The organism is Streptomyces sp. NPDC034086, from assembly GCF_055575515.1.
The window spans coordinates 853759-873605 of sequence record NZ_JBVISM010000002.1; the positions used below are offsets into that span (position 1 = coordinate 853759).

General features: G+C 72.4%; 17 protein-coding genes. 14 read left to right on the forward strand and 3 right to left on the reverse strand.

Annotated features, from left to right (window positions below):
* Positions 1–71: 71 nt before the first annotated feature.
* Positions 72–1565: a cytosine permease gene (locus ACZ514_RS09340; protein WP_469124433.1), complete on the reverse strand. Its 1494-nt coding sequence runs from the start codon at positions 1563–1565 to the stop codon at positions 72–74.
* Between the two features lie 146 nt (positions 1566–1711).
* On the opposite strand from ACZ514_RS09340, the gene ftsY reads away from it, so the two are divergent.
* Positions 1712–2938 carry a signal recognition particle-docking protein FtsY gene (gene ftsY / locus ACZ514_RS09345; protein WP_468166638.1) on the forward strand — a complete coding sequence of 409 codons (1227 nt, stop codon included), beginning with the start codon at positions 1712–1714 and terminating at the stop codon, positions 2936–2938.
* A gap of 99 nt (positions 2939–3037) precedes the next feature.
* On the opposite strand, the gene ACZ514_RS09350 is transcribed toward ftsY, so the two are convergent.
* Positions 3038–3706, reverse strand: coding sequence for a bifunctional DNA primase/polymerase (locus tag ACZ514_RS09350; RefSeq protein WP_468166640.1), 669 nt, complete (start codon positions 3704–3706; stop codon positions 3038–3040).
* Positions 3707–4114: 408 nt separating this feature from the next.
* Here ACZ514_RS09350 and nsdA point away from each other — a divergent pair, with 408 nt between their 5' ends.
* From nsdA to ftsH, 6 genes are all read left to right on the forward strand, one after another.
* The gene (nsdA, locus tag ACZ514_RS09355; RefSeq protein ID WP_468166642.1) at positions 4115–5608 is read left to right on the forward strand and encodes a transcriptional repressor NsdA; all 1494 of its coding nucleotides are present in this window, start codon (positions 4115–4117) and stop codon (positions 5606–5608) included.
* A 262-nt stretch (positions 5609–5870) separates the two neighbouring features.
* On the forward strand, positions 5871–7217 hold the full coding sequence (locus tag ACZ514_RS09360; protein ID WP_468166644.1) for an ammonium transporter: 1347 nt from the start codon (positions 5871–5873) through the stop codon (positions 7215–7217).
* Positions 7214–7552 (forward strand): P-II family nitrogen regulator, encoded by a 339-nt coding sequence (locus tag ACZ514_RS09365; RefSeq protein WP_361610247.1) that lies wholly within the window; start codon positions 7214–7216, stop codon positions 7550–7552. Before ACZ514_RS09360 ends, ACZ514_RS09365 begins: the two co-directional genes overlap by 4 nt.
* A gap of 16 nt (positions 7553–7568) precedes the next feature.
* Positions 7569–10001 carry a [protein-PII] uridylyltransferase gene (locus ACZ514_RS09370; RefSeq protein WP_469124434.1) on the forward strand — a complete coding sequence of 811 codons (2433 nt, stop codon included), beginning with the start codon at positions 7569–7571 and terminating at the stop codon, positions 9999–10001.
* A gap of 193 nt (positions 10002–10194) precedes the next feature.
* The gene (ffh, locus tag ACZ514_RS09375; RefSeq protein ID WP_468166648.1) at positions 10195–11769 is read left to right on the forward strand and encodes a signal recognition particle protein; all 1575 of its coding nucleotides are present in this window, start codon (positions 10195–10197) and stop codon (positions 11767–11769) included.
* Positions 11770–11896: 127 nt separating this feature from the next.
* Positions 11897–13819: an ATP-dependent zinc metalloprotease FtsH gene (gene ftsH / locus ACZ514_RS09380; RefSeq protein ID WP_469124435.1), complete on the forward strand. Its 1923-nt coding sequence runs from the start codon at positions 11897–11899 to the stop codon at positions 13817–13819.
* Positions 13820–13860: 41 nt separating this feature from the next.
* Here ftsH and ACZ514_RS09385 read toward each other — a convergent pair whose 3' ends face one another.
* Entirely contained in the window at positions 13861–14538 is a 678-nt protein-coding gene (locus ACZ514_RS09385; RefSeq protein ID WP_469124436.1) for a methyltransferase type 11, read from the reverse strand.
* Positions 14539–14669: 131 nt separating this feature from the next.
* On the opposite strand from ACZ514_RS09385, the gene proS reads away from it, so the two are divergent.
* From proS to rplS, 7 genes are all read left to right on the forward strand, one after another.
* On the forward strand, positions 14670–16082 hold the full coding sequence (gene proS / locus ACZ514_RS09390) for a proline--tRNA ligase (protein WP_468166654.1): 1413 nt from the start codon (positions 14670–14672) through the stop codon (positions 16080–16082).
* A 202-nt stretch (positions 16083–16284) separates the two neighbouring features.
* Positions 16285–16881 (forward strand): hypothetical protein, encoded by a 597-nt coding sequence (locus tag ACZ514_RS09395; RefSeq protein WP_468166656.1) that lies wholly within the window; start codon positions 16285–16287, stop codon positions 16879–16881.
* 281 nt (positions 16882–17162) lie between these two features.
* Positions 17163–17600, forward strand: a complete 438-nt coding sequence (rpsP, locus tag ACZ514_RS09400) for a 30S ribosomal protein S16 (protein ID WP_125817063.1) — start codon at positions 17163–17165, stop codon at positions 17598–17600.
* Positions 17601–17602: 2 nt separating this feature from the next.
* A complete protein-coding gene (locus ACZ514_RS09405; protein WP_007266827.1) occupies positions 17603–17842 on the forward strand; it encodes an RNA-binding protein in 240 nt (79 codons plus the stop codon).
* A 78-nt stretch (positions 17843–17920) separates the two neighbouring features.
* Complete coding sequence (rimM, locus tag ACZ514_RS09410) at positions 17921–18508, forward strand: ribosome maturation factor RimM (RefSeq protein ID WP_468166658.1); 588 nt, start codon at positions 17921–17923, stop codon at positions 18506–18508.
* Entirely contained in the window at positions 18508–19329 is an 822-nt protein-coding gene (trmD, locus tag ACZ514_RS09415) for a tRNA (guanosine(37)-N1)-methyltransferase TrmD (RefSeq protein WP_469124437.1), read from the forward strand. Before rimM ends, trmD begins: the two co-directional genes overlap by 1 nt.
* Before the next feature lie 133 nt (positions 19330–19462).
* Positions 19463–19813, forward strand: coding sequence for a 50S ribosomal protein L19 (gene rplS / locus ACZ514_RS09420; protein WP_030227407.1), 351 nt, complete (start codon positions 19463–19465; stop codon positions 19811–19813).
* Positions 19814–19847: the final 34 nt, after the last annotated feature.

Sequence of the window (19847 nt, forward strand, 5' to 3'; positions counted from 1 at the left end):
CCCCCTTCGCCGGATGCGCCCCCGCGCGGATGCGGCGGAGCGGGCGAGGGGGGACCTTAGCTGACGTGGCGTCAGTTGGACAGGGCTCCGGCGGGCTCGGGCTCCCCGCCGGGCACCGGCGCCGCCGGGGCCGGGGTGCGCGGCAGTACGGCGTACAGGGCGGCGGAGACGAGGATGCCGGTCACCCAGCCGAGGCCGTTCCGTCCGATCCAGGTCGAGGCCAGCGGCCCGCCGAACCAGTCCACCTTGGTGAAGAGCAGCCCCGCCACCAGGGCCGCGCCCCAGGCCGTCATCGCCTGCCAGGCGAAACCGCCCCGGTACCAGTAGGCGCTGCCCGGCGTGGTGTCCAGCAGCGCGGCGCCGTCGTAGGAGGTGCGGCGCAGCATGTCCACGCCGAAGACGCCGATCCAGGCGGAGAAGGCCACGGCCAGCAGGGTCAGGAAGGAGATGAACGAACCGAAGAAGCTGGTCGCCACCACCATCAGCAGGAAGCCGAAGACCAGGCTGATGGCGGCGTTGACGCTGACCGCCCAGGCGCGCGGCACCTTGATGCCCAGGGTCTGCGCGGTGAAGCCGGCCGAGTACATCGACATCGAGTTGATCAGCAGCATCCCGATCAGGGCGATCAGCAGGTAGGGCACGGCGATCCAGGTCGGCAGCAGCTCGCCGATGAAGGAGACCGGGTCCTGCGCGCTCGCCAGGTCCGGCGTGCCGACGGCCATCACCGCGCCCATCAGCACCATCGGCAGGACCACCACGCCCGCGCCGCCGATCGTCGCGCCGACCATGCCCCGGGCGGAGGCGGTGCGGGGCAGGTAGCGGGTGAAGTCGGGGCCGGACGGCACCCAGCTGATGCCGCCCGCCGCGATGGTGCCGATGCCCGCGACCATCATCGCCGTGGAGCCCGCGGGCTTGCCGAAGACGGCGGACCAGTCGGTGGTGAAGATCAGGTAGCCGAGGACGAGCACGCTGAAGCCGCCGAAGAGGTACGTCGACCACGTCGAGCAGACGCGCAGCGCGTTGATGCCGAGCCCCGAGACCACGAAGGTGCAGCCCACGAAGAAGAGCAGGGTCACGACGATGAGCGCGGTGTTGCTCCTCACGCCGAACAGCAGGTCCAGGACCGTCAGTACGGCGTAGGCGCCGCTGACCGCGTTGATGGTCTCCCAGCCCCAGCGCGCCACCCAGATCAGGGAGCCCGGGAAGAGGTTGCCGCGCTGGCCGAAGACGGCGCGCGAGAGCGCCATGCCCGGCGCGCCGCCGCGCTTTCCGGCGATGGAGATCAGGCCGACGATCCCGTACGAGACCACGGGCGCGGCGAGCGCGACGACGAGCACCTGCCAGATGTTGAGCCGGTTGAAGATCACCAGCCCGGCGCCCATGGTGAGCAGCAGCACGCTGATGTTCGCGGCGACCCAGGTGGGGACCAGCTCGCGTACGCGCCCGGTGCGCTCGGCGTCGGGCACGGGCTCCAGCCCGCGGGTCTCTGCTGCGGTCTTGCCGGTGGCCTGGGCTGCGGTCTCGGCGGGGGCCGGTATCGCGCCGGCTGCGGGCTCGGCGGGCATGCGGTTGCTCCGTGGGGCGTGCGGGGACGGGGGAGTGGCGCCCATCATCGTAGATTTGCGCCGAAAACCATAAATAGGGCCTTAGGACCCGGTACGGCCGCCGAGGTCCGGGCTCCGGAGCCGCCGTGGCCGATACTGGGAGCGTTATGGAAATCCTCATCCTTGCCGTAGTCATCGCCCTGGTCGCGGTCGGCGCGATCAGCGGCCTCGTGGTCAGCAGCCGCAAGAAGAAGCAGCTGCCCCCCACGGCGCCGCCGGCCACGCCGACCATCACTGCCCCGCCCGCCGAACCGCAGGTGGGGGAGGACTCCGCACCGACGGTCGAAGAGCCGCGCCGGACCATCGAGGAGGTCGTGCTCCCCGAGGCGGGGACCGCGGCCCCCGAGAGCCCCGTCGCGGAAGCCCCCGTCGCGGAGGCCGCCCCGGCCGCGCCCGAGATCGAGGTGCCCGAGCCCACCGCCGGCCGCCTGGTCCGGCTGCGCGCGCGGCTCGCCCGTTCGCAGAACTCGCTCGGCAAGGGGCTCCTCACGCTCCTGTCGCGCGAGCACCTCGACGAGGACACCTGGGAGGAGATCGAGGAGACCCTCCTGATCGCCGACGTCGGTGTCGCCCCGACGCAGGAGCTGGTCGACCGGCTCCGCGAACGGGTCAAGGTGCTCGGCACCCGCACCCCCGCCGAGCTGCGCACCCTGCTGAAGGAGGAGCTGCTGACCCTGGTCGGCACCGGCTTCGACCGCGCCGTGAAGACCGAGAGCGGCACCGACACCCCGGGCGTCGTCATGGTCGTCGGCGTCAACGGCACCGGCAAGACCACCACCACCGGCAAGCTCGCCCGGGTGCTCGTCGCCGACGGCCGCAGCGTGGTCCTCGGCGCCGCCGACACCTTCCGCGCCGCCGCCGCCGACCAGCTCCAGACCTGGGGCGAGCGCGTGGGCGCCCGTACCGTCCGCGGCCCCGAGGGCGGCGACCCCGCCTCCATCGCCTACGACGCGGTCAAGGAGGGCATCGCCGAGGGCGCCGACGTGGTGCTCATCGACACCGCCGGCCGGCTGCACACCAAGACCGGCCTGATGGACGAGCTGGGCAAGGTCAAGCGCGTCGTGGAGAAGCACGGCCCGCTGGACGAGGTCCTGCTCGTCCTCGACGCCACCACCGGCCAGAACGGCCTGACCCAGGCGCGCGTCTTCGCCGAGGTCGTGGACATCACCGGCATCGTGCTGACCAAGCTCGACGGCACGGCCAAGGGCGGCATCGTCATCGCCGTCCAGCGCGAGCTGGGCGTCCCGGTCAAGCTCGTCGGCCTCGGCGAGGGCCCCGACGACCTCGCCCCCTTCGAGCCGGAGGCGTTCGTGGACGCCCTCATCGGCGACTGAGGCGGCCCCCGCCGCCGCAGGACCCCTCCCGAGGACCTACGCAGACCAGTGCCCCCGCGTCCGCCCAGGACCCGGGGGCACTGCCGTCGGCGGGGGCCGTCAGCGACGGAAGCGGTGGCAGGTGTAGGCGAGGGTGCCGAGCAGCAGCCGGGCCTGCGGGGGGCCGCCCGCGCTGTCCAGCGCGGGCCCGCGCAGCCAGGCCGCCGGGCCCAGGCCCGCGCGGTCGGAGGGCGGGGCGGTCAGGAAGGCGCCGTGGCCCAGGGCGCGCAGGTCCAGATCGGCGTCGTCCCAGCCCATGCGGTACAGCAGCTCCGGCAGCTCGGCGGCGGCGCCCGGGGCGACGAAGAACTGGGCGCGGCCGTCCGGCGTCGCCGTCACGGGACCGAGGGGCAGGCCCATCCGTTCCAGCCGGACCAGGGCGCGCCGTCCGGCCTCGGCGGAGACCTCGATGACGTCGAAGGCGCGGCCGACCGGGAGCATGATCGCCGCGCCCGGATACTCGCCCCAGATCGCGGAGACCTCGTCCAGGGTGGCGCCTGCCGGGACCGTCGGAGCGAAGTCCAGCGGGTGCGCCCCCGGCGCGCCGCAGTTCGTATGACCGCAGGAGCAGTCGCGGCCCGGGCCCGCGGCACGGGCCCCGGGGACCGCGTCCCAGCCCCAGAGCCCGGTGTACTCCGCCACCGTCGTGCACTCCGCGGTCCGCCCGCGGCGCCGGACGCCGGAACGGAACTCCTTGGTGCTGCGGCTGCCGCCGATCGTGAAGCCCATGCCCATGCCCCCTCCAACGGGTCGGACGCGCCGGTGGTTACGACGTCGGCGAGACCTGTCGGAGGCCGGGGGGCGCGCGTCCTCCACCGGGGAACGCCCGGCGCACTCCTCGCCGCGCGCGCCCTGAGCGCACTCCTGTCCAACCCCTGCCGTTCCGCCTTGGTGTCAAGTGAATCGCGCCCGGCCGCCGACGAGTTCATTCAAAGGGGTGGCGAATGGTGGCGTTTCCGCAATCGAGCGCGCTGACGGGGTGATCGTAGGATTACTTTCGGTGCACGAAACCGTTCGGCGGACCCGTCCGTGGGTATGCCGGAGGCAATCGGTGGAGGACCTGTGAAGGTCCCTGGTCACGCCGGCCGCACCGGTCAGGGTTTCGTGTGAAGAGGCGATGCGGATGGGGGCGTTCCAGTGAGCGGCAACGGCGCAAGCGGAGCGAGCGGCGAATCCGCTGTGCGGAACGAACAGCTGACCTCGTGGTTCGTCCGCAGCGGCTGGTCCAAGGGCGAACTCGCCCGCCAGGTCAACCGCCGCGCCCGGCAGATGGGCGCCCACCACATCAGCACCGACACCTCCCGCGTACGCCGCTGGCTCGACGGTGAACAGCCCCGCGAGCCCGTGCCGCGGATCCTCTCGGAGCTCTTCTCCGAGCGCTTCGGCTCGGTCGTCGCCATCGAACAGCTCGGCCTGCGCACCGCCCACCAGACCCCCTCCGTGTCCGGCGTCGACCTGCCCTGGGCGGGGCCGCAGACCGTGGAGCTGCTCAGCGAGTTCTCCCGCAGCGACCTGATGCTCGCCCGCCGGGGCTTCCTCGGGACCTCGCTCGCCCTCTCCGCCGGCCCCGCCCTCATCGAGCCCATGCAGCGCTGGCTCGTCCCGGCCCCGGCCGCCGACCTCGGACCGCGCGCCGAGAACGGGCCGTCGGGCGCGCTCGGCGGACACCGGCCGCCCCGGCTGTCCGAGCCGGAACTCGACCTCCTCGAGGCGACCACGGTGATGTTCCGCCAGTGGGACGCCCAGTGCGGCGGCGGACTGCGCCGCAAGGCCGTCGTCGGCCAGCTCCACGAGGTCACCGACCTGCTCCAGGAGAGCCACCCGGCCCCGGTCGCCAAGCGGCTCTTCAAGGTCGCCGCGGAACTGGCCGAACTCGCCGGCTGGATGAGCTACGACATCGGCCTGCACCCCACCGCGCAGAAGTACTTCGTCCTCGCCCTGCACGCCGCGAAGGAAGCGGGCGACAAGCCCCTGGGCTCGTACATCCTGTCCGGCATGAGCCGGCAGATGATCCACCTGGGCCGCCCCGAGGACGCGCTGGAGCTCATCCACCTCGCGCAGTACGGCAGCCGCGACTGCGCCGGGCCGCGCACCCAGGCCATGCTGTACGCGATGGAGGCCCGGGCCTACGCCAACATGGGCCAGCCCAGCCGGTGCAAGCGGGCCGTGCGCATGGCCGAGGACACCTTCTCCGACGTCGGCTTCGACGGCGAGCCCGAACCGGACTGGATCCGCTTCTTCTCCGAGGCGGAACTCAACGGCGAGAACTCCCACTCCTACCGGGACCTGGCCTACGTCGCCGGACGCAGTCCCACCTACGCCTCCCTCGCCGAGCCGGTGATGGAACGGGCCGTGGAGCTCTTCGCCAAGGACGAGGAGCACCAGCGCTCGTACGCCCTGAACCTCATCGGCATGGCCACCGTCCACCTGCTCCAGCGCGAGCCGGAACGGGCCACCGTCCTCGTGGACCAGGCCCTCGACGTGGCGAGAAAAGTACGGTCCGAACGGGTGAACACCCGGCTCCGCAAGACCGTCGACACCGCCGCCCGTGAATACGGGGACGTGGCCGAGGTGGTCCGGCTGACCGACCTCCTCGCCTCCCGCCTGCCCGAGGCCGCAGAGGCCGTCTGAGCCCGCTCCCGGCGCGGGCGGGCCCCTGACCCGGGCCCGACCCGCCCCTGACCCGTACATGACGCCGACCGGACCCGCACTTCACCGGTTCATGGAGGCGTAACACGCCAGACCTCTTCGTCATCGGCGCGAAACACCCAGCGGCGCCGCCGGAAACCCTCCTGCGCGAATCTCAGGGCCAATAACCGGCCAGACCTTACGCCGCCGCTCAGGTTTCCCACGATCGCCCGCACGCGAACGTACCGACGACGAGGAGACGCCGATGGCATCAGCCATCACGACCCTCGCAGCAGACGCCCCCTCCCTGTCTGCCGCGAACACCGGGTTCATGCTCATCTGCTCCGCCCTGGTCATGCTGATGACCCCGGGACTCGCCTTCTTCTACGGAGGCATGGTCCGCGTCAAGAGCAGCCTCAACATGCTGATGATGAGCTTCATCAGCCTGGGGATCGTCACGATCCTCTGGGTCCTCTACGGCTTCAGCCTCGCCTTCGGCACCGACACGGGCTCGCTGATCGGCTGGAACTCCGACTACGTCGGCCTCAGCGGCATCGGCCTCACCGAGCTGTGGGACGGCTACACCATCCCGGTCTACGTCTTCGCCGTCTTCCAGCTGATGTTCGCCGTCATCACCCCCGCCCTGATCAGCGGCGCCCTCGCCGACCGCGTCAAGTTCAGCGCCTGGGTGCTCTTCACCGCCCTGTGGGTCACCGTCGTCTACTTCCCCGTCGCCCACTGGGTGTGGGGCTCCGGCGGCTGGCTCTTCGAGCTCGGCGTCATCGACTTCGCGGGCGGCACCGCCGTCCACATCAACGCCGGCGCCGCCGCCCTCGGCGTCATCCTGGTCATCGGCAAGCGCGTCGGCTTCAAGAAGGACCCGATGCGCCCGCACAGCCTGCCCCTCGTCATGCTCGGCGCCGGCCTGCTGTGGTTCGGCTGGTTCGGCTTCAACGCCGGATCCTGGCTCGGCAACGACGACGGCGTCGGCGCCGTCATGTTCGTCAACACCCAGGTCGCGACCGCCGCCGCCATGCTCGCCTGGCTCGCCTACGAGAAGCTGCGCCACGGCTCCTTCACCACCCTCGGCGCCGCCTCCGGCGCCGTCGCCGGCCTCGTCGCCATCACCCCGGCCGGCGGCTCCGTCAGCCCGCTCGGCGCGATCGCCGTCGGCGCCATCGCCGGTGTGCTGTGCGCCATGGCCGTCGGCCTGAAGTACAAGTTCGGCTACGACGACTCCCTCGACGTCATCGGCGTCCACCTGGTCGGCGGCATCGCCGGCTCCCTCCTCGTCGGCCTCTTCGCCACCGGCGGCGTCCAGTCCGACGCCAAGGGCCTCTTCTACGGCGGCGGCCTGGAGCAGCTCGGCAAGCAGGCCATCGGGGTCTTCGCCGTCCTCGCCTACTCCCTCGTCGCATCCGCGATCCTGGCCTTCCTCCTCGACAGGACCATGGGCATGCGGGTCGCGGAGGACGTCGAGGTCTCCGGCATCGACCAGGTCGAGCACGCCGAGACCGCCTACGACTTCAGCGGCGCCGGCGGCGGGATCTCCGCACGGAACACCGCCGCACCCGCCCCCGCAGCCGCCGCGCACAAGAAGGTCGACGCATGAAGCTGATCACCGCCATCGTCAAGCCCTACAAGCTGGACGAGATCAAGGAAGCCCTCCACGCCTTCGGGGTCCAGGGCCTCACCGTCTCCGAGGCCAGCGGCTACGGACGCCAGCGCGGCCACACCGAGGTCTACCGCGGCGCCGAGTACACCGTGGACCTCGTACCGAAGATCCGCATCGAGGTGCTCGTCGAGGACGAGGAGGCCGAAGAGCTCATCTCCGTCATCGTCAGCGCCGCCCGGACCGAGAAGATCGGCGACGGCAAGGTGTGGAGCGTCCCCGTGGACTCGGTCGTCCGGGTCCGCACCGGCGAGCGCGGCGCCGACGCGCTCTAGACGACGGGAGCCCCGGGTGACGAGCGTCGAAGAGACCACGCAGGACGACCCGGCCGGCTCCGGTCCCGGCGGCTACGCCGAGGCCCGGCTGCGACTCCTCCAGGAGGAGTCGCGGTCCGGGCCTTCCCGGCGTTCCGCCCTCTCCGGGCTGACCGACCAATGGCTGAACGCACAGTTCGCGCGGGCCGCACGGGAGACCGGCGTACGGGGCGCCGCCCTCGTCGCCGTCGGCGGCTACGGACGCGCCGACCTCTCCCCGCGCAGCGACCTCGACCTGCTGCTCCTCCACGACGGCAAGGCGCGGCCCGCCGAACTGAGCGCGCTCGCCGACCGGCTCTGGTACCCCGTGTGGGACCTCGGCCTGGCCCTCGACCACTCCGTACGCACCCCCGGCGAGGCCCGCAAGACCGCCGCCGAGGACCTCAAGGCCCACCTCGGACTCCTCGACGCGCGGCTCGTCTCCGGCGACGCCGGACTCCTGGCCGGGCTGCGCACCTCGGTCCTCGCCGACTGGCGCAACCAGGCCGCCAAGCGGCTCCCGCAGCTGCACGCCCTGTGCCGGGAGCGGGCCGAGCGGGCCGGGGAGCTGCGCTTCCTGCTGGAACCCGACCTCAAGGAGGCCCGCGGCGGCCTCCGCGACGCCACCGTCCTGCGGGCCGTCGCCGCGTCCTGGCTGGCCGACGCCCCGCGCGAGGGACTGGCCGAGGCCCGGCGGCGGCTGCTGGACGCGCGCGACGCGCTGCACCTGGTGACGGGCCGGGCCACGGACCGGCTCGCCCTCCAGGAACAGCCCCAGGTCGCCGCCCGGCTGGGACTGCTCGACGCCGACGCGCTGCTGCGCGAGGTGTACGAGGCCGCGCGGGTGATCGCGTACGCCGGAGACGTCACCTGGCGGGAGGTCGGGCGGGTGCTGCGCGCCCGCTCCGCCCGGCCGAGGCTGCGCGGGCTGCTCGGGAACCGGGGCACGGCGGCACCCGAGCGGGCACCGCTGGCCGACGGGGTGGTGGAGTCCGACGGCGAGGCCGTACTGGCGCTGGCCGCGCGGCCCGAACGGGACCCCGTCCTGCCGCTGCGGTTCGGGGCGGCCGCCGCGCAGGCGGGCCTGCCCGTCTCGCTGCACGCCGTACGGCGGCTCGCGGCGCAGGCCAGGCCACTGCCCGTGCCCTGGCCGGCGGAGGCCCGGGAGCAGCTGCTGACCCTGCTGGGGGCGGGCGAGCCGATGGTGGGGGTGTGGGAGGCGCTGGAGGCCGAGGGGCTGATCAGCCGGCTGCTCCCCGACTGGGAGCGGGTGCGCTGCCGCCCCCAGCACAACCCCGTGCACACCTGGACGGTGGACCGGCACCTGATCGAGACGGCGGTACGGGCCTCCGCGCTGGCCCGCCGCGTGGGCCGCCCCGACCTGCTGCTCATGGCGGCCCTGCTGCACGACATCGGCAAGGGCTGGCCCGGCGACCACTCCCTGGTGGGCGAGACCATCGCCCGCGACATGGCCGGGCGGGTCGGCTTCGACGCGGAGGACGCCGCCGTGCTGGGCACGCTCGTACGCCACCACCTGCTGCTCGTGGACACCGCGACCCGGCGCGACCTGGACGACCCGGCGACCGTACGGGCCGTCGCGGACGCCGTCGGCTCCCTCTCCACCCTGGAGGTCCTGCACGCCCTGACGGAGGCCGACGCCCTGGCCACGGGCCCGGCCGCCTGGAGCACCTGGCGCGGCTCGCTGGTCGCCGACCTCGTGGCGCGGGCCGCCGCCGTGCTGCGCGGCTCCCCGCCCGCCGGCACCGAGCCGGACATCCCGACCATCGAACAGGAACGCCTGGCGGTCGAGGCGCTGCGCACGGGCGAGCCGGTGCTCGCGCTGCACGCCCGCCAGGAGGAGGACGACGCGGTCGGGGTCGAGCTGGTCGTCGCCGTCCCGGACCAGCCCGGGGTGCTGCCGGCCGTGTCCGGGGTGCTGGCGCTGCACCGGCTGACCGTGCGGGCCGCCGACCTGCGCTTCCTGGAGCCGGCCGGGCTGACGGGCGAGGTGCTCGTGCTGCGCTGGCGGGTGGCCGCCGAGTACGGGGCGCTGCCCCAGGCCGCCCAGCTGCGGACCGACCTGGTCCGGGCGCTGGACGGCACGCTGGACGTCCCGGCGAAGCTGGCCGCCCGCGAGGCGGCGTACCCCCGGCGGCGGGGCGTGGTCCCGCCGCCGCCCCGGGTCACGGTGGTGCCGGAGGTCTCCTCCCTGGCCACCGTCCTGGAGGTGAGGGCGCCCGACGCGCTGGGCCTGCTGCACCGGATCGGCCGGGCCCTGGAGTCGGCGGGGGTGCGGGTGCGCAGCGCGCACGTCTCGACGCTGGGCGCGAACGCGGTGGACACGGTGTACGTCGTCGACGCCGACGGCAAACCCCTCCTCCCGCCCGAGGCCGCCGCCCTGGCCGGACGGGTGGAGACCGCCCTGGCGTGACGCCCGTGACCGCCGCGCCCGGCGGGGGTGATCGCCCCTGCGGTACGGGGTGGGGAGGGGCCGGGAGCGCTCCCCGGCCTCCGGGGCCATGACCTCGCCCGCCGAATCCGGCGGGCGAGGTCGATTCGTTTGCGGGGCCGGATACCCTGGAGGGCGATCCACCGCCCCCGACCCCCAAGGACCAACGAGCGCCGTGTTCGATACTCTCTCCGACCGCCTGGCGAATACTTTCAAGGGCCTCCGTGGCAAGGGGCGCCTCAGCGAGCAGGACATCGACGCGGCGGCGCGGGAAATCCGTATCGCTCTCCTTGAGGCCGACGTCGCCCTCCCCGTCGTCCGCTCGTTCATCGCGAACGTCAAGGAGCGGGCACGCGGCGAGGAGGTCAGCAAGGCGCTCAACCCCGGCCAGCAGGTCCTCAAGATCGTGAACGACGAACTCGTCACGATCCTCGGCGGCGAGACCCGCCGGCTGCGCTTCGCCAAGACCGCACCCACCGTGATCATGCTGGCCGGTCTCCAGGGTGCGGGCAAGACCACCCTCGCCGGAAAGCTCGGCTTCTGGCTGAAGGGGCAGGGCCACGCCCCGCTCCTCGTCGCCTGTGACCTCCAGCGTCCCAACGCCGTCAACCAGCTCAGCGTCGTCGCCGAACGCGCCGGCGTCGCGGTCTACGCGCCGCAGCCCGGCAACGGCGTCGGCGACCCGGTCCAGGTGGCCAAGGACTCCGTCGAGTACGCCCGTGCCAAGCAGCACGACATCGTCATCGTCGACACCGCCGGCCGCCTCGGCATCGATCAGGAGCTGATGCGGCAGGCCGCGGACATCCGCGACGCCGTCAGCCCCGACGAGATCCTCTTCGTCGTCGACGCCATGATCGGCCAGGACGCGGTCAACACCGCCGAGGCCTTCCGCGACGGCGTCGGCTTCGACGGCGTGGTGCTGTCCAAGCTCGACGGCGACGCCCGCGGCGGTGCGGCGCTCTCCATCGCGCACGTCACCGGCAAGCAGATCATGTTCGCCTCGAACGGCGAGAAGCTCGACGACTTCGACGCCTTCCACCCGGACCGCATGGCGGGCCGGATCCTCGACATGGGTGACATGCTCACCCTCATCGAGCAGGCCGAGAAGACCTTCAGCCAGGCCGAGGCCGAGAAGATGGCGGCCAAGCTGGCGAAGGGGCCGAAGGAGTTCACGCTCGACGACTTCCTGGCCCAGATGGAGCAGGTCCGCAAGATGGGCTCCATCTCCAAGCTCCTCGGCATGCTGCCGGGCATGGGCCAGATCAAGGACCAGATCAACAACATCGACGAGCGGGACGTCGACCGCACCGCCGCGATCATCAAGTCGATGACCCCGGCCGAGCGCCAGGACCCGCACATCATCAACGGCTCGCGCCGCGCCCGTATCGCCAAGGGCTCCGGTGTCGAGGTCAGCGCCGTGAAGTCGCTCGTGGAGCGCTTCTTCGAGGCCCGCAAGATGATGTCCCGCATGGCCCAGGGCGGCGGCATGCCCGGCATGCCCGGTATCCCGGGCATGGGCGGCGGTCCCGGCCGGCAGAAGAAGCAGGTCAAGCAGGCCAAGGGCAAGCGCAAGAGCGGCAACCCGATGAAGCGCAAGGAAGAGGAGGCCGCCGCCGCGGCCCGCCGCGAACAGGGCCCGCAGCCCGGCGCCCCGGCCGCGGGCGGCAGCCCGTTCGGACTCCCCGCCGGCGGCGGCGTGCCGGGTCAGGACTTCGACCTGCCGGACGAGTTCAAGAAGTTCATGAAGTAAGGGACGCGCAAGCGGACACCGAAGGGCCCCGGGCGCGTCAGGCGACCGGGGCCCTTCCCCGTCTGCGCGGGCAGGGGGGCGATTTGTCGCTTATGGTCGGCCGGGAGGACGGCATAAGGAGGCCCACGTGCCCAGCCCCACCCCCGTACCGCCACGCGACCGGGCCGACACCCCCTGGCGCTCGGAGGGCGCCCCGCCCGCCCCGCCCGCCAAGCGGAAGATGCCCGGCGGCGGCTGGCGCGGACTGGTGCTCGCCGCCCTGATCGTCTTCCTGCTGACCAACCTCGTGCTGTCCTTCTACAACGAGGGCGACGAGCCGACGATCTCGTACACGGAGTTCAGCAAGCAGGTCGGCGACGGCAACGTCTCGAAGATCTACTCCAAGGGCGACGCCATCCAGGGACAGCTCAAGAGCGAGCGGCCCGTCCCCGGCGGCAAGGGCGACTACACCAAGTTCGTCACCCAGCGCCCCGCCTTCGCCGACGACCAGCTGTGGTCCAGCCTCACGGCCAAGGGCGTCACGGTCACCGCCTCCCCGGTGGTCGTCCAGCGCAGCTTCCTGGCCAACCTGCTCATCTCCCTCGCCCCGATGCTGATCCTGGTCGGCCTGTGGCTCCTCATCGCCCGCCGGATGGGCTCGGCGATGGGCGGCATGGGCGGGCTGGGCCGCAAGGGTCCGCCCAAACCCGTGGAACTGCAGGCCGGCGCCCCGCGCACCACCTTCGAGGACGTCGCCGGCATCGACGAGGTGGAGGGCGAGCTCAACGACGTCGTCGACTTCCTCAGGAACCCGCAGCGCTACCGCGACATGGGTGCCCGGATGCCCGGCGGCGTCCTCCTCGCCGGCGCGCCCGGCACCGGCAAGACCCTGCTCGCGCGGGCGGTCGCGGGCGAGGCCGGGGTGCCGTTCTTCTCCGCGTCCGCGTCCGAGTTCATCGAGATGATCGTCGGGGTCGGTGCCTCCAGGGTCAGGGAGCTCTTCGCCGAGGCGCGCAAGGTGGCCCCCGCCATCGTCTTCATCGACGAGATCGACACCATCGGCCGGGTGCGCGGCGGCGGCGCGGGCATGGGCGGCCACGACGAGCGCGAGCAGACCCTCAACCAGATCCTCACCGAGATGGACGGCTTCTCCGGCTCGGAGGGCGTCGTCGTCCTCGCCGCCACCAACCGGGCGGACGTCCTCGACCCGGCCCTGACCCGGCCCGGCCGCTTCGACCGCACGGTCGTGGTCTCCCCACCCGACCGCGACGGCCGCGAGGCGATCCTGCGGATCCACACCCGCGACATCCCGCTCGCCCCCGGGGTCGACCTCGCCCAGGTGGCCCGGACCACCCCCGGGATGACCGGGGCCGAACTCGCCAACCTGGCCAACGAGGCCGCGCTGCTGGCCGTCAAGCGCGAGCAGCGGGAGGTCACCCAGGCGGACCTCTCCGACGCGCTGGAGAAGGTCCAGCTCGGCGCGGAACGGCCCCTGGTGATGCCGCTGGAGGAGCGGCGCCGCACCGCCTACCACGAGAGCGGCCACGCCCTGCTGGGCATGCTCCAGCCGGGCGCCGACCCCGTCCGCAAGATCACCATCGTGCCCCGGGGCCGGGCCCTCGGCGTCACCCTCTCCACCCCGGACGCGGACCGGTACGCGTACACGGAGCAGTACCTCCGGGGCCGCGTCATCGGCGCGCTCGGCGGCATGGCGGCCGAGGAGACCGTCTACCACGTGGTCACCACCGGCGCCGAGAACGACCTGGAGCAGGTCACCCACATCGTCCGGGGGATGGTCGGCCGCTGGGGCATGAGCGAGCGCGTCGGCAAGCTGACCGCCATCCCGTCCGACGGACAGGGCCCGTACGGCCTGTCCGCCGCCCCCACCACCCTCGACACCGTGGACCACGAGATGCGGCGGATCGTCGACGAGTGTTACGCGGAGGCCTGCCGCCTGCTGCGCGAGCACCGGCCGAAGCTCGACGCCCTGGCGGAGGCCCTGCTCGCGGCCGAAACCCTGGACGAGCAGGCGGCGTACGCGGCGGCCGGCATCCCCCGCCTCGCGAAGTAGGCGGCGCCCCCCGCCCCGGCCGGGCGGGCGGCGCCCACCGGTCAGGCCACGCGGGCGACGACGTAGCGGAAGATGTTCGGCAGCCAGACGGCGCCGTCGGCCCGCTCGTACGGGTGAAGGGCCTCCGACAGCTCCTTCTCCGCCTGGCCGGGATCCGCCGCGCCGTACAGCCCGGTCGACAGCAGACCCCGTACCGCGCTGTCCACGTCCGCGTACCCGAACGGGCAGAACACCCGCCCCGACCCGTCGGGGACCAGCCCCGCCCGCGCCGCCAGCGCGTCCAGGTCCAGGACCGCCGGGCCGCCGCCCAGCACCGCCGGCACCGTGCACCGCTCCGGCGGGCCCCAGCCGGCCAGCACCACCGCGCCGCCGCGGCGGACCGCCGGCAGGGCCGCGGCCAGGACGCCCGGGGAGGGCGCGAAGGCCAGCAGGACGTCGTAGGGCCGCGCGGGGGGCACCGGGGGAACCGGCACCACCTCCAGCAGCCGCTCGCGGGCCAGTGCCCGGCGGGCCGGATCCGCCTCCACGCCGGTGGCGGCGGCACCCCGCCCCCCGGCCAGCAGCAGGGCCAGCCCGGCCCCGCAGTCGAGGCCCAGCAGCCGGTCACCCGGCCCGATCTCCAGCCGGTCGTAGACCGCCTCGTACAGCGGTACCAGCATCCGTTCCTGGATCTCCGCCCAGTCCCGGGCGGCGAGCGTCGCCGTCGGCGTCGGTGTCATCGAAAGAGCGCTCCTGATTCCGTGTCGCCCCCATGCCCCCGTTGCCAGGGAACTCCCCATTCGCCCCCGCGTCCAGAGGAGCGCGCCACCCGATTCACGCTCGGCCCGCCCGGCGCCGTACCATTCGCGCCATGGCAAAGGCACCCGTTCTCACCCCGCAGGCGGAGGATTTCCCCCGCTGGTACCAGGATCTGATCAACAAGGCCGAGCTGGCCGACAACGGTCCGGTCCGCGGCACCATGGTCATCCGTCCGTACGGCTACGGCCTGTGGGAGCGGATGCAGCAGGAGATGGACGCCCGCATCAAGGACGCCGGCGCCCAGAACGCGTACTTCCCGCTGTTCATCCCGCAGTCGTACCTGACGCGGGAGGCCGAGCACGTCGAGGGCTTCGCCCCCGAGCTCGCGGTCGTCACCCACGGTGGCGGCAAGGAGCTGGAAGAGCCGGTCGTCGTCCGGCCCACCTCCGAGACGATCATCAACGACTACTTCTCCAAGTGGGTCCAGAGCTACCGGGACCTGCCCCTGCTGATCAACCAGTGGGCCAACGTGGTGCGCTGGGAGATGCGTCCGCGCGTGTTCCTCCGTACGAGCGAGTTCCTCTGGCAGGAGGGCCACACCGCCCACGCCACGTACGAGGACGCCCGCGACTACGCCGCCCGCATCCACCGCGACGTCTACGGCGACTTCATGACGAACGTGCTCGGCATCGACGTCGTGCTCGGCCGCAAGACCGCCAAGGAGCGCTTCGCCGGCGCCATCAACACCCTCACCCTCGAGGGCATGATGGGTGACGGCAAGGCCCTCCAGATGGGTACGAGCCACGAGCTCGGCACCAACTTCGCCAAGGCCTTCAACACCCAGTACCTCTCGAAGGAGGGCCGGCAGGAGCTGGTCTGGCAGACCTCGTGGGGCGTCTCGACCCGCATGGTCGGCGGTCTGATCATGTCCCACGGCGACGACAGCGGCCTGCGGGTGCCGCCGCGCCTGGCGCACGTCCAGGTCGTCGTCATGGCGATCAAGGGCGACGAGGCCGTGGCGAAGGTCCGCGAGCTGGGTGCCCGGCTCAAGGCCGCGGGCATCCGCGTCCAGGTCGACGACCGCGTCGACACCCCCTTCGGCCGCCGCGCGGTGGACTGGGAGCTCAAGGGCGTACCGGTACGCGTCGAGATCGGCCCCCGCGACCTGGAGGCCGGCACCGCGATGCTGGCCCGCCGGATCCCGGGCGGGAAGACCCCGGTGCAGATCGACGCCCTCGCCGACCTGCTGCCCAAGGTGCTCGACGAGGACCAGGCGCAGCTGCTGCGCGAGTCCCGCGAGCGCCGGGAGTCCCGTACGAGCGACGTCGCCACGATCGAGGAGGCGGCCGAGGCCGCGATCGCGGGCGGCTGGGCGCGCATCCCGTGGGCCGACCTCGGCCCGGAGGGCGAGGCCAAGCTGGGCGAGCAGGCCGTCTCGGTCCGCTGCCTGATCGCCGAGGACGGGTCGGTTCCGGTGGCCGACGACGCCCCCGGTACGCTCGCCATCGTCGCGCGCTCCTACTGATCTCCACCGACGCCCCTGGCGCGCGGCAGCGGCCGCGTTCCGGGGGCGTCGGCGTCGATAGTCCTCGTTACGTACCGACTCCTCCGGGGATATGCGCACCCGTCCTCGCTAGGACGCATCAGACTGAACTGACTGGTACGTGCAAAAAATTTGGAATGGCCCGGAATCGGAACACCGGGGCACCCCGGCTCGTTGTCACGACGTGAGCACGACACCACCTGTTCTCGCCGCAGAGCTGGCGCAGGCGTGGGCCGACATTCAGCGGTACCACCCCGAGCTGCCTGACCTTGCCGCGCCCGAGTCCCTGATCGGAGAGTCCTCGTCCGCCTGCGGCGCCGAGCTCTCCTTCGAGCGACTGCTGCACGAGGCAGTCCACGGCATCGCGGCCGCCCGCGGAGTGCGCGACACCTCGCGCGCCGGCCGCTACCACAACCGCAGATTCCTCGCGATCGCCGAGGAGATGGGGCTCGACCATTCCGAGGAGCCGCACGCCAGCAGCGGGTTCTCCCTGGTCACCCTCAATCCCGAGGCCAAGAAGCGCTACCGTCCCACCATCGAGCGGCTCCAGCGCGCCTTGAAGGCGCATACGGCGGCCACCTCGGCCGACACCAAGCGCAGCTTCCGGGGTCCGGCCGCCCGGCACGGCTCCTCGGGTGGCGGCGTACGGGTCAAGGCGGTCTGCGACTGCGGCCGCAACGTCCGGGTGGTCCCCTCCGTGCTGGCGCAGGCGCCGATCGTGTGCGGCGGCTGCATGAAGCCCTTCCGGATCCCCGAGGTCGCCACCGCGGCCGCCTCCTGACGCGACGCCTCCCGGCGGGGCGGTGACGTGCCCGGACCGGGCCGGGGGCGGCCGCGGGGCCGCCGTACGGGCCCGGTGACCGGACCGTCCCGCCGGGGCGGGACGGTGGCTCCCGCCTGTCGGGCGGGACGCGGGCATGTGGCACAATGGGCAGCTGTACTCGACAGTCGCATAGGACCCCTCTCTCCTCCGGCTGACGCGTCCATCGGGCACCCGAGTACCGCAACCCCACGTGGCATCTCAAGTGCCCAACCACGTCAAGTTCAGGAGACACCACTCCAGTGGCAGTCAAGATCAAGCTCAAGCGCCTCGGTAAGATCCGCTCCCCGCACTACCGCATCGTCGTCGCCGACGCCCGCACCCGCCGGGACGGTCGCGCGATCGAGGAGATCGGCATCTACCAGCCGACCTACAACCCCTCGCGCATCGAGGTCAACGCCGAGCGCGCGCAGTACTGGCTGTCCGTGGGCGCCCAGCCCACCGAGGCCGTCCTCGCCATCCTGAAGCTCACCGGTGACTGGCAGGCGCACAAGGGCCTCCCGGCCCCGGCGCCGCTGCTGCAGCCGGCGACGAAGGAAGACAAGCGTCGTTCCTTCGACGAGTTCGCTAAGGCCCTCGAGGGCATCGGCGAGGGCAAGGGCGAGGCCATCACGCAGAAGAAGAAGGCCGACAAGAAGGCGGACGAGGCCGAGGCCGCCGCCGAGTCGACCGAGGCCTGAGCATGCTCGAGGAGGCTCTTGAGCACCTCGTGAAGGGCATTGTGGACAACCCCGACGACGTGCAGGTCGCCTCGCGCAACCTGCGCCGCGGGCAGGTGCTGGAGGTCCGGGTGCACCCCGACGACCTCGGCAAGGTGATCGGCCGCAACGGCCGCACCGCACGTGCTCTGCGTACCGTCGTGGGCGCCATCGGCGGCCGGGGGATCCGCGTCGACCTCGTCGACGTGGACCAGGTCCGCTGAGCAGTTGAACACCGGCACGGGCCGGGGAGGGCATACGTGCCCGCCCCGGCCCGTTGTCGTTCCGAACAGGAGTTAAAGGTGGAGCTGGTAGTCGCGCGGGTTGGCCGCGCCCACGGGATCAAGGGTGAGGTCACCGTCGAGGTGCGGACCGACGAGCCGGAGCTGCGGCTCTCGCCCGGCGCCGTGCTGCGGACCGAACCGGCGTCGGCGGGTCCGCTGACCATCGAGACGGGCCGGGTGCACAGCGGCCGGCTCCTGCTCCGCTTCGCGGGCGTCAAGGACCGCACCGGCGCCGAGGCGCTGCGCAACACCCTCCTGATCGCGGACGTCGACCCGGCGGAACTGCCCGAGGAGGAGGACGAGTACTACGACCACCAGCTCATGGACCTGGACGTCGTGCTCGAGGACGGCACCGAGATCGGCCGGATCACCGAGATCTCGCACCTGCCGTCGCAGGACCTCTTCATCGTGGAGCGCCCGGACGGCAGCGAGGTCATGATCCCCTTCGTCGGGGAGATCGTCGCCGAGATCGACCTGGAGGAGCAGCGCTGCGTCATCACCCCGCCGCCCGGGCTGATCGACGACCGCGCCGTGGTCGTCTCGGCGCGTGACGAGGCCGCGGCGGCGGACACCGAGGGCGCCGAGAAGTCCGGGGACGACGACTGATGCGGCTCGACGTCGTCACGATCTTTCCCGAGTACCTGGAGCCGCTGAACGTCTCCCTCGTCGGCAAGGCCAGGGCCCGCGGACAGCTCGACGTGCACGTGCACGACCTGCGGGAGTGGACGTACGACCGGCACAACACGGTCGACGACACCCCGTACGGCGGCGGCCCGGGCATGGTTATGAAGACCGACCCCTGGGGAGAGGCCCTCGACGCGGTCCTCGCCGACGGCTACGAGTCCGGCGCGCACGGCCCGGTCATGGTGGTGCCCACGCCCAGCGGCCGGCCCTTCACCCAGGAGCTGGCCGTCGAGCTCTCCGAGCGCCCCTGGCTGGTCTTCACCCCGGCCCGGTACGAGGGCATCGACCGCCGCGTCATGGACGAGTACGCGACGCGTATGCCGGTCTACGAGGTCTCCATCGGCGACTACGTCCTGGCGGGCGGGGAGGCGGCCGTACTGGTCGTCACCGAGGCCGTGGCCCGGCTGCTGCCCGGTGTGCTCGGCAACGCCGAATCGCACCGGGACGACTCCTTCGCCCCCGGCGAGATGGCCAACCTCCTCGAAGGGCCCGTCTACACCAAGCCGCCGCAGTGGCGGGGCCGGGGCATCCCCGAGGTGCTGCTCAGCGGCCACCACGGGAAGATCGCCCGGTGGCGCCGCGACGAGGCCTTCCGCCGCACGGCGCGGAACCGCCCCGACCTGATCGAGCGCTGCGAGGCCTCCGCCTTCGACAAGAAGGACCGCGAGATCCTCGGCATCCTGGGCTGGAAGCCGTCGGCGGACGGCCGATTTTGGCGCAGGCCGGAGGCCGTGGAAGAATAGGCGGCTGCTGTGTGCTTCCGTACGCTCCTGCCACAGGGGGACCGCCGTACGGGGAGTGCCACGGCTCCCGAATTCTCTCCGGAAACCCGCACCGGCGACCTGTGGCGTCGTGCGAAGAAAGCAGACGAACAACATGTCTCACCTGCTCGATGGCGTCAACGCCGCCTCCCTGCGCACGGACGTCCCGGCCTTCCGCCCCGGTGACACCATCAACGTGCACGTCCGCGTGATCGAGGGCAACCGCTCCCGTATCCAGCAGTTCAAGGGCGTTGTCATCCGTCGCCAGGGCTCTGGCGTCTCCGAGACCTTCACCGTCCGCAAGGTCTCCTTCAGCGTCGGCGTGGAGCGCACCTTCCCGGTCCACTCCCCGATCTTCGAGAAGATCGAGCTCGTCACCCGCGGTGACGTGCGTCGCGCCAAGCTGTACTTCCTCCGTGAGCTCCGCGGCAAGGCCGCGAAGATCAAGGAGAAGCGCGACCGCTGATCTCCCCTCCGGGTCCCGGGGACGGGCGGATAGG

Bases quoted from the DNA above. Each gene is read 5' to 3' on its own strand.
- ACZ514_RS09340 (WP_469124433.1), bottom strand. From the start codon at position 1,565: ATGCCCGCCGAGCCCGCAGCCGGCGCGATACCGGCCCCCGCCGAGACC.
- ftsY (WP_468166638.1), top strand. From the start codon at position 1,712: ATGGAAATCCTCATCCTTGCCGTAGTCATCGCCCTGGTCGCGGTCGGC.
- ACZ514_RS09350 (WP_468166640.1), bottom strand. From the start codon at position 3,706: ATGGGCTTCACGATCGGCGGCAGCCGCAGCACCAAGGAGTTCCGTTCC.
- ACZ514_RS09360 (WP_468166644.1), top strand. From the start codon at position 5,871: ATGGCATCAGCCATCACGACCCTCGCAGCAGACGCCCCCTCCCTGTCT.
- ACZ514_RS09365 (WP_361610247.1), top strand. From the start codon at position 7,214: ATGAAGCTGATCACCGCCATCGTCAAGCCCTACAAGCTGGACGAGATC.
- ACZ514_RS09385 (WP_469124436.1), bottom strand. From the start codon at position 14,538: ATGACACCGACGCCGACGGCGACGCTCGCCGCCCGGGACTGGGCGGAG.
- proS (WP_468166654.1), top strand. From the start codon at position 14,670: ATGGCAAAGGCACCCGTTCTCACCCCGCAGGCGGAGGATTTCCCCCGC.
- ACZ514_RS09405 (WP_007266827.1), top strand. From the start codon at position 17,603: ATGCTCGAGGAGGCTCTTGAGCACCTCGTGAAGGGCATTGTGGACAAC.
- trmD (WP_469124437.1), top strand. From the start codon at position 18,508: ATGCGGCTCGACGTCGTCACGATCTTTCCCGAGTACCTGGAGCCGCTG.
- rplS (WP_030227407.1), top strand. From the start codon at position 19,463: ATGTCTCACCTGCTCGATGGCGTCAACGCCGCCTCCCTGCGCACGGAC.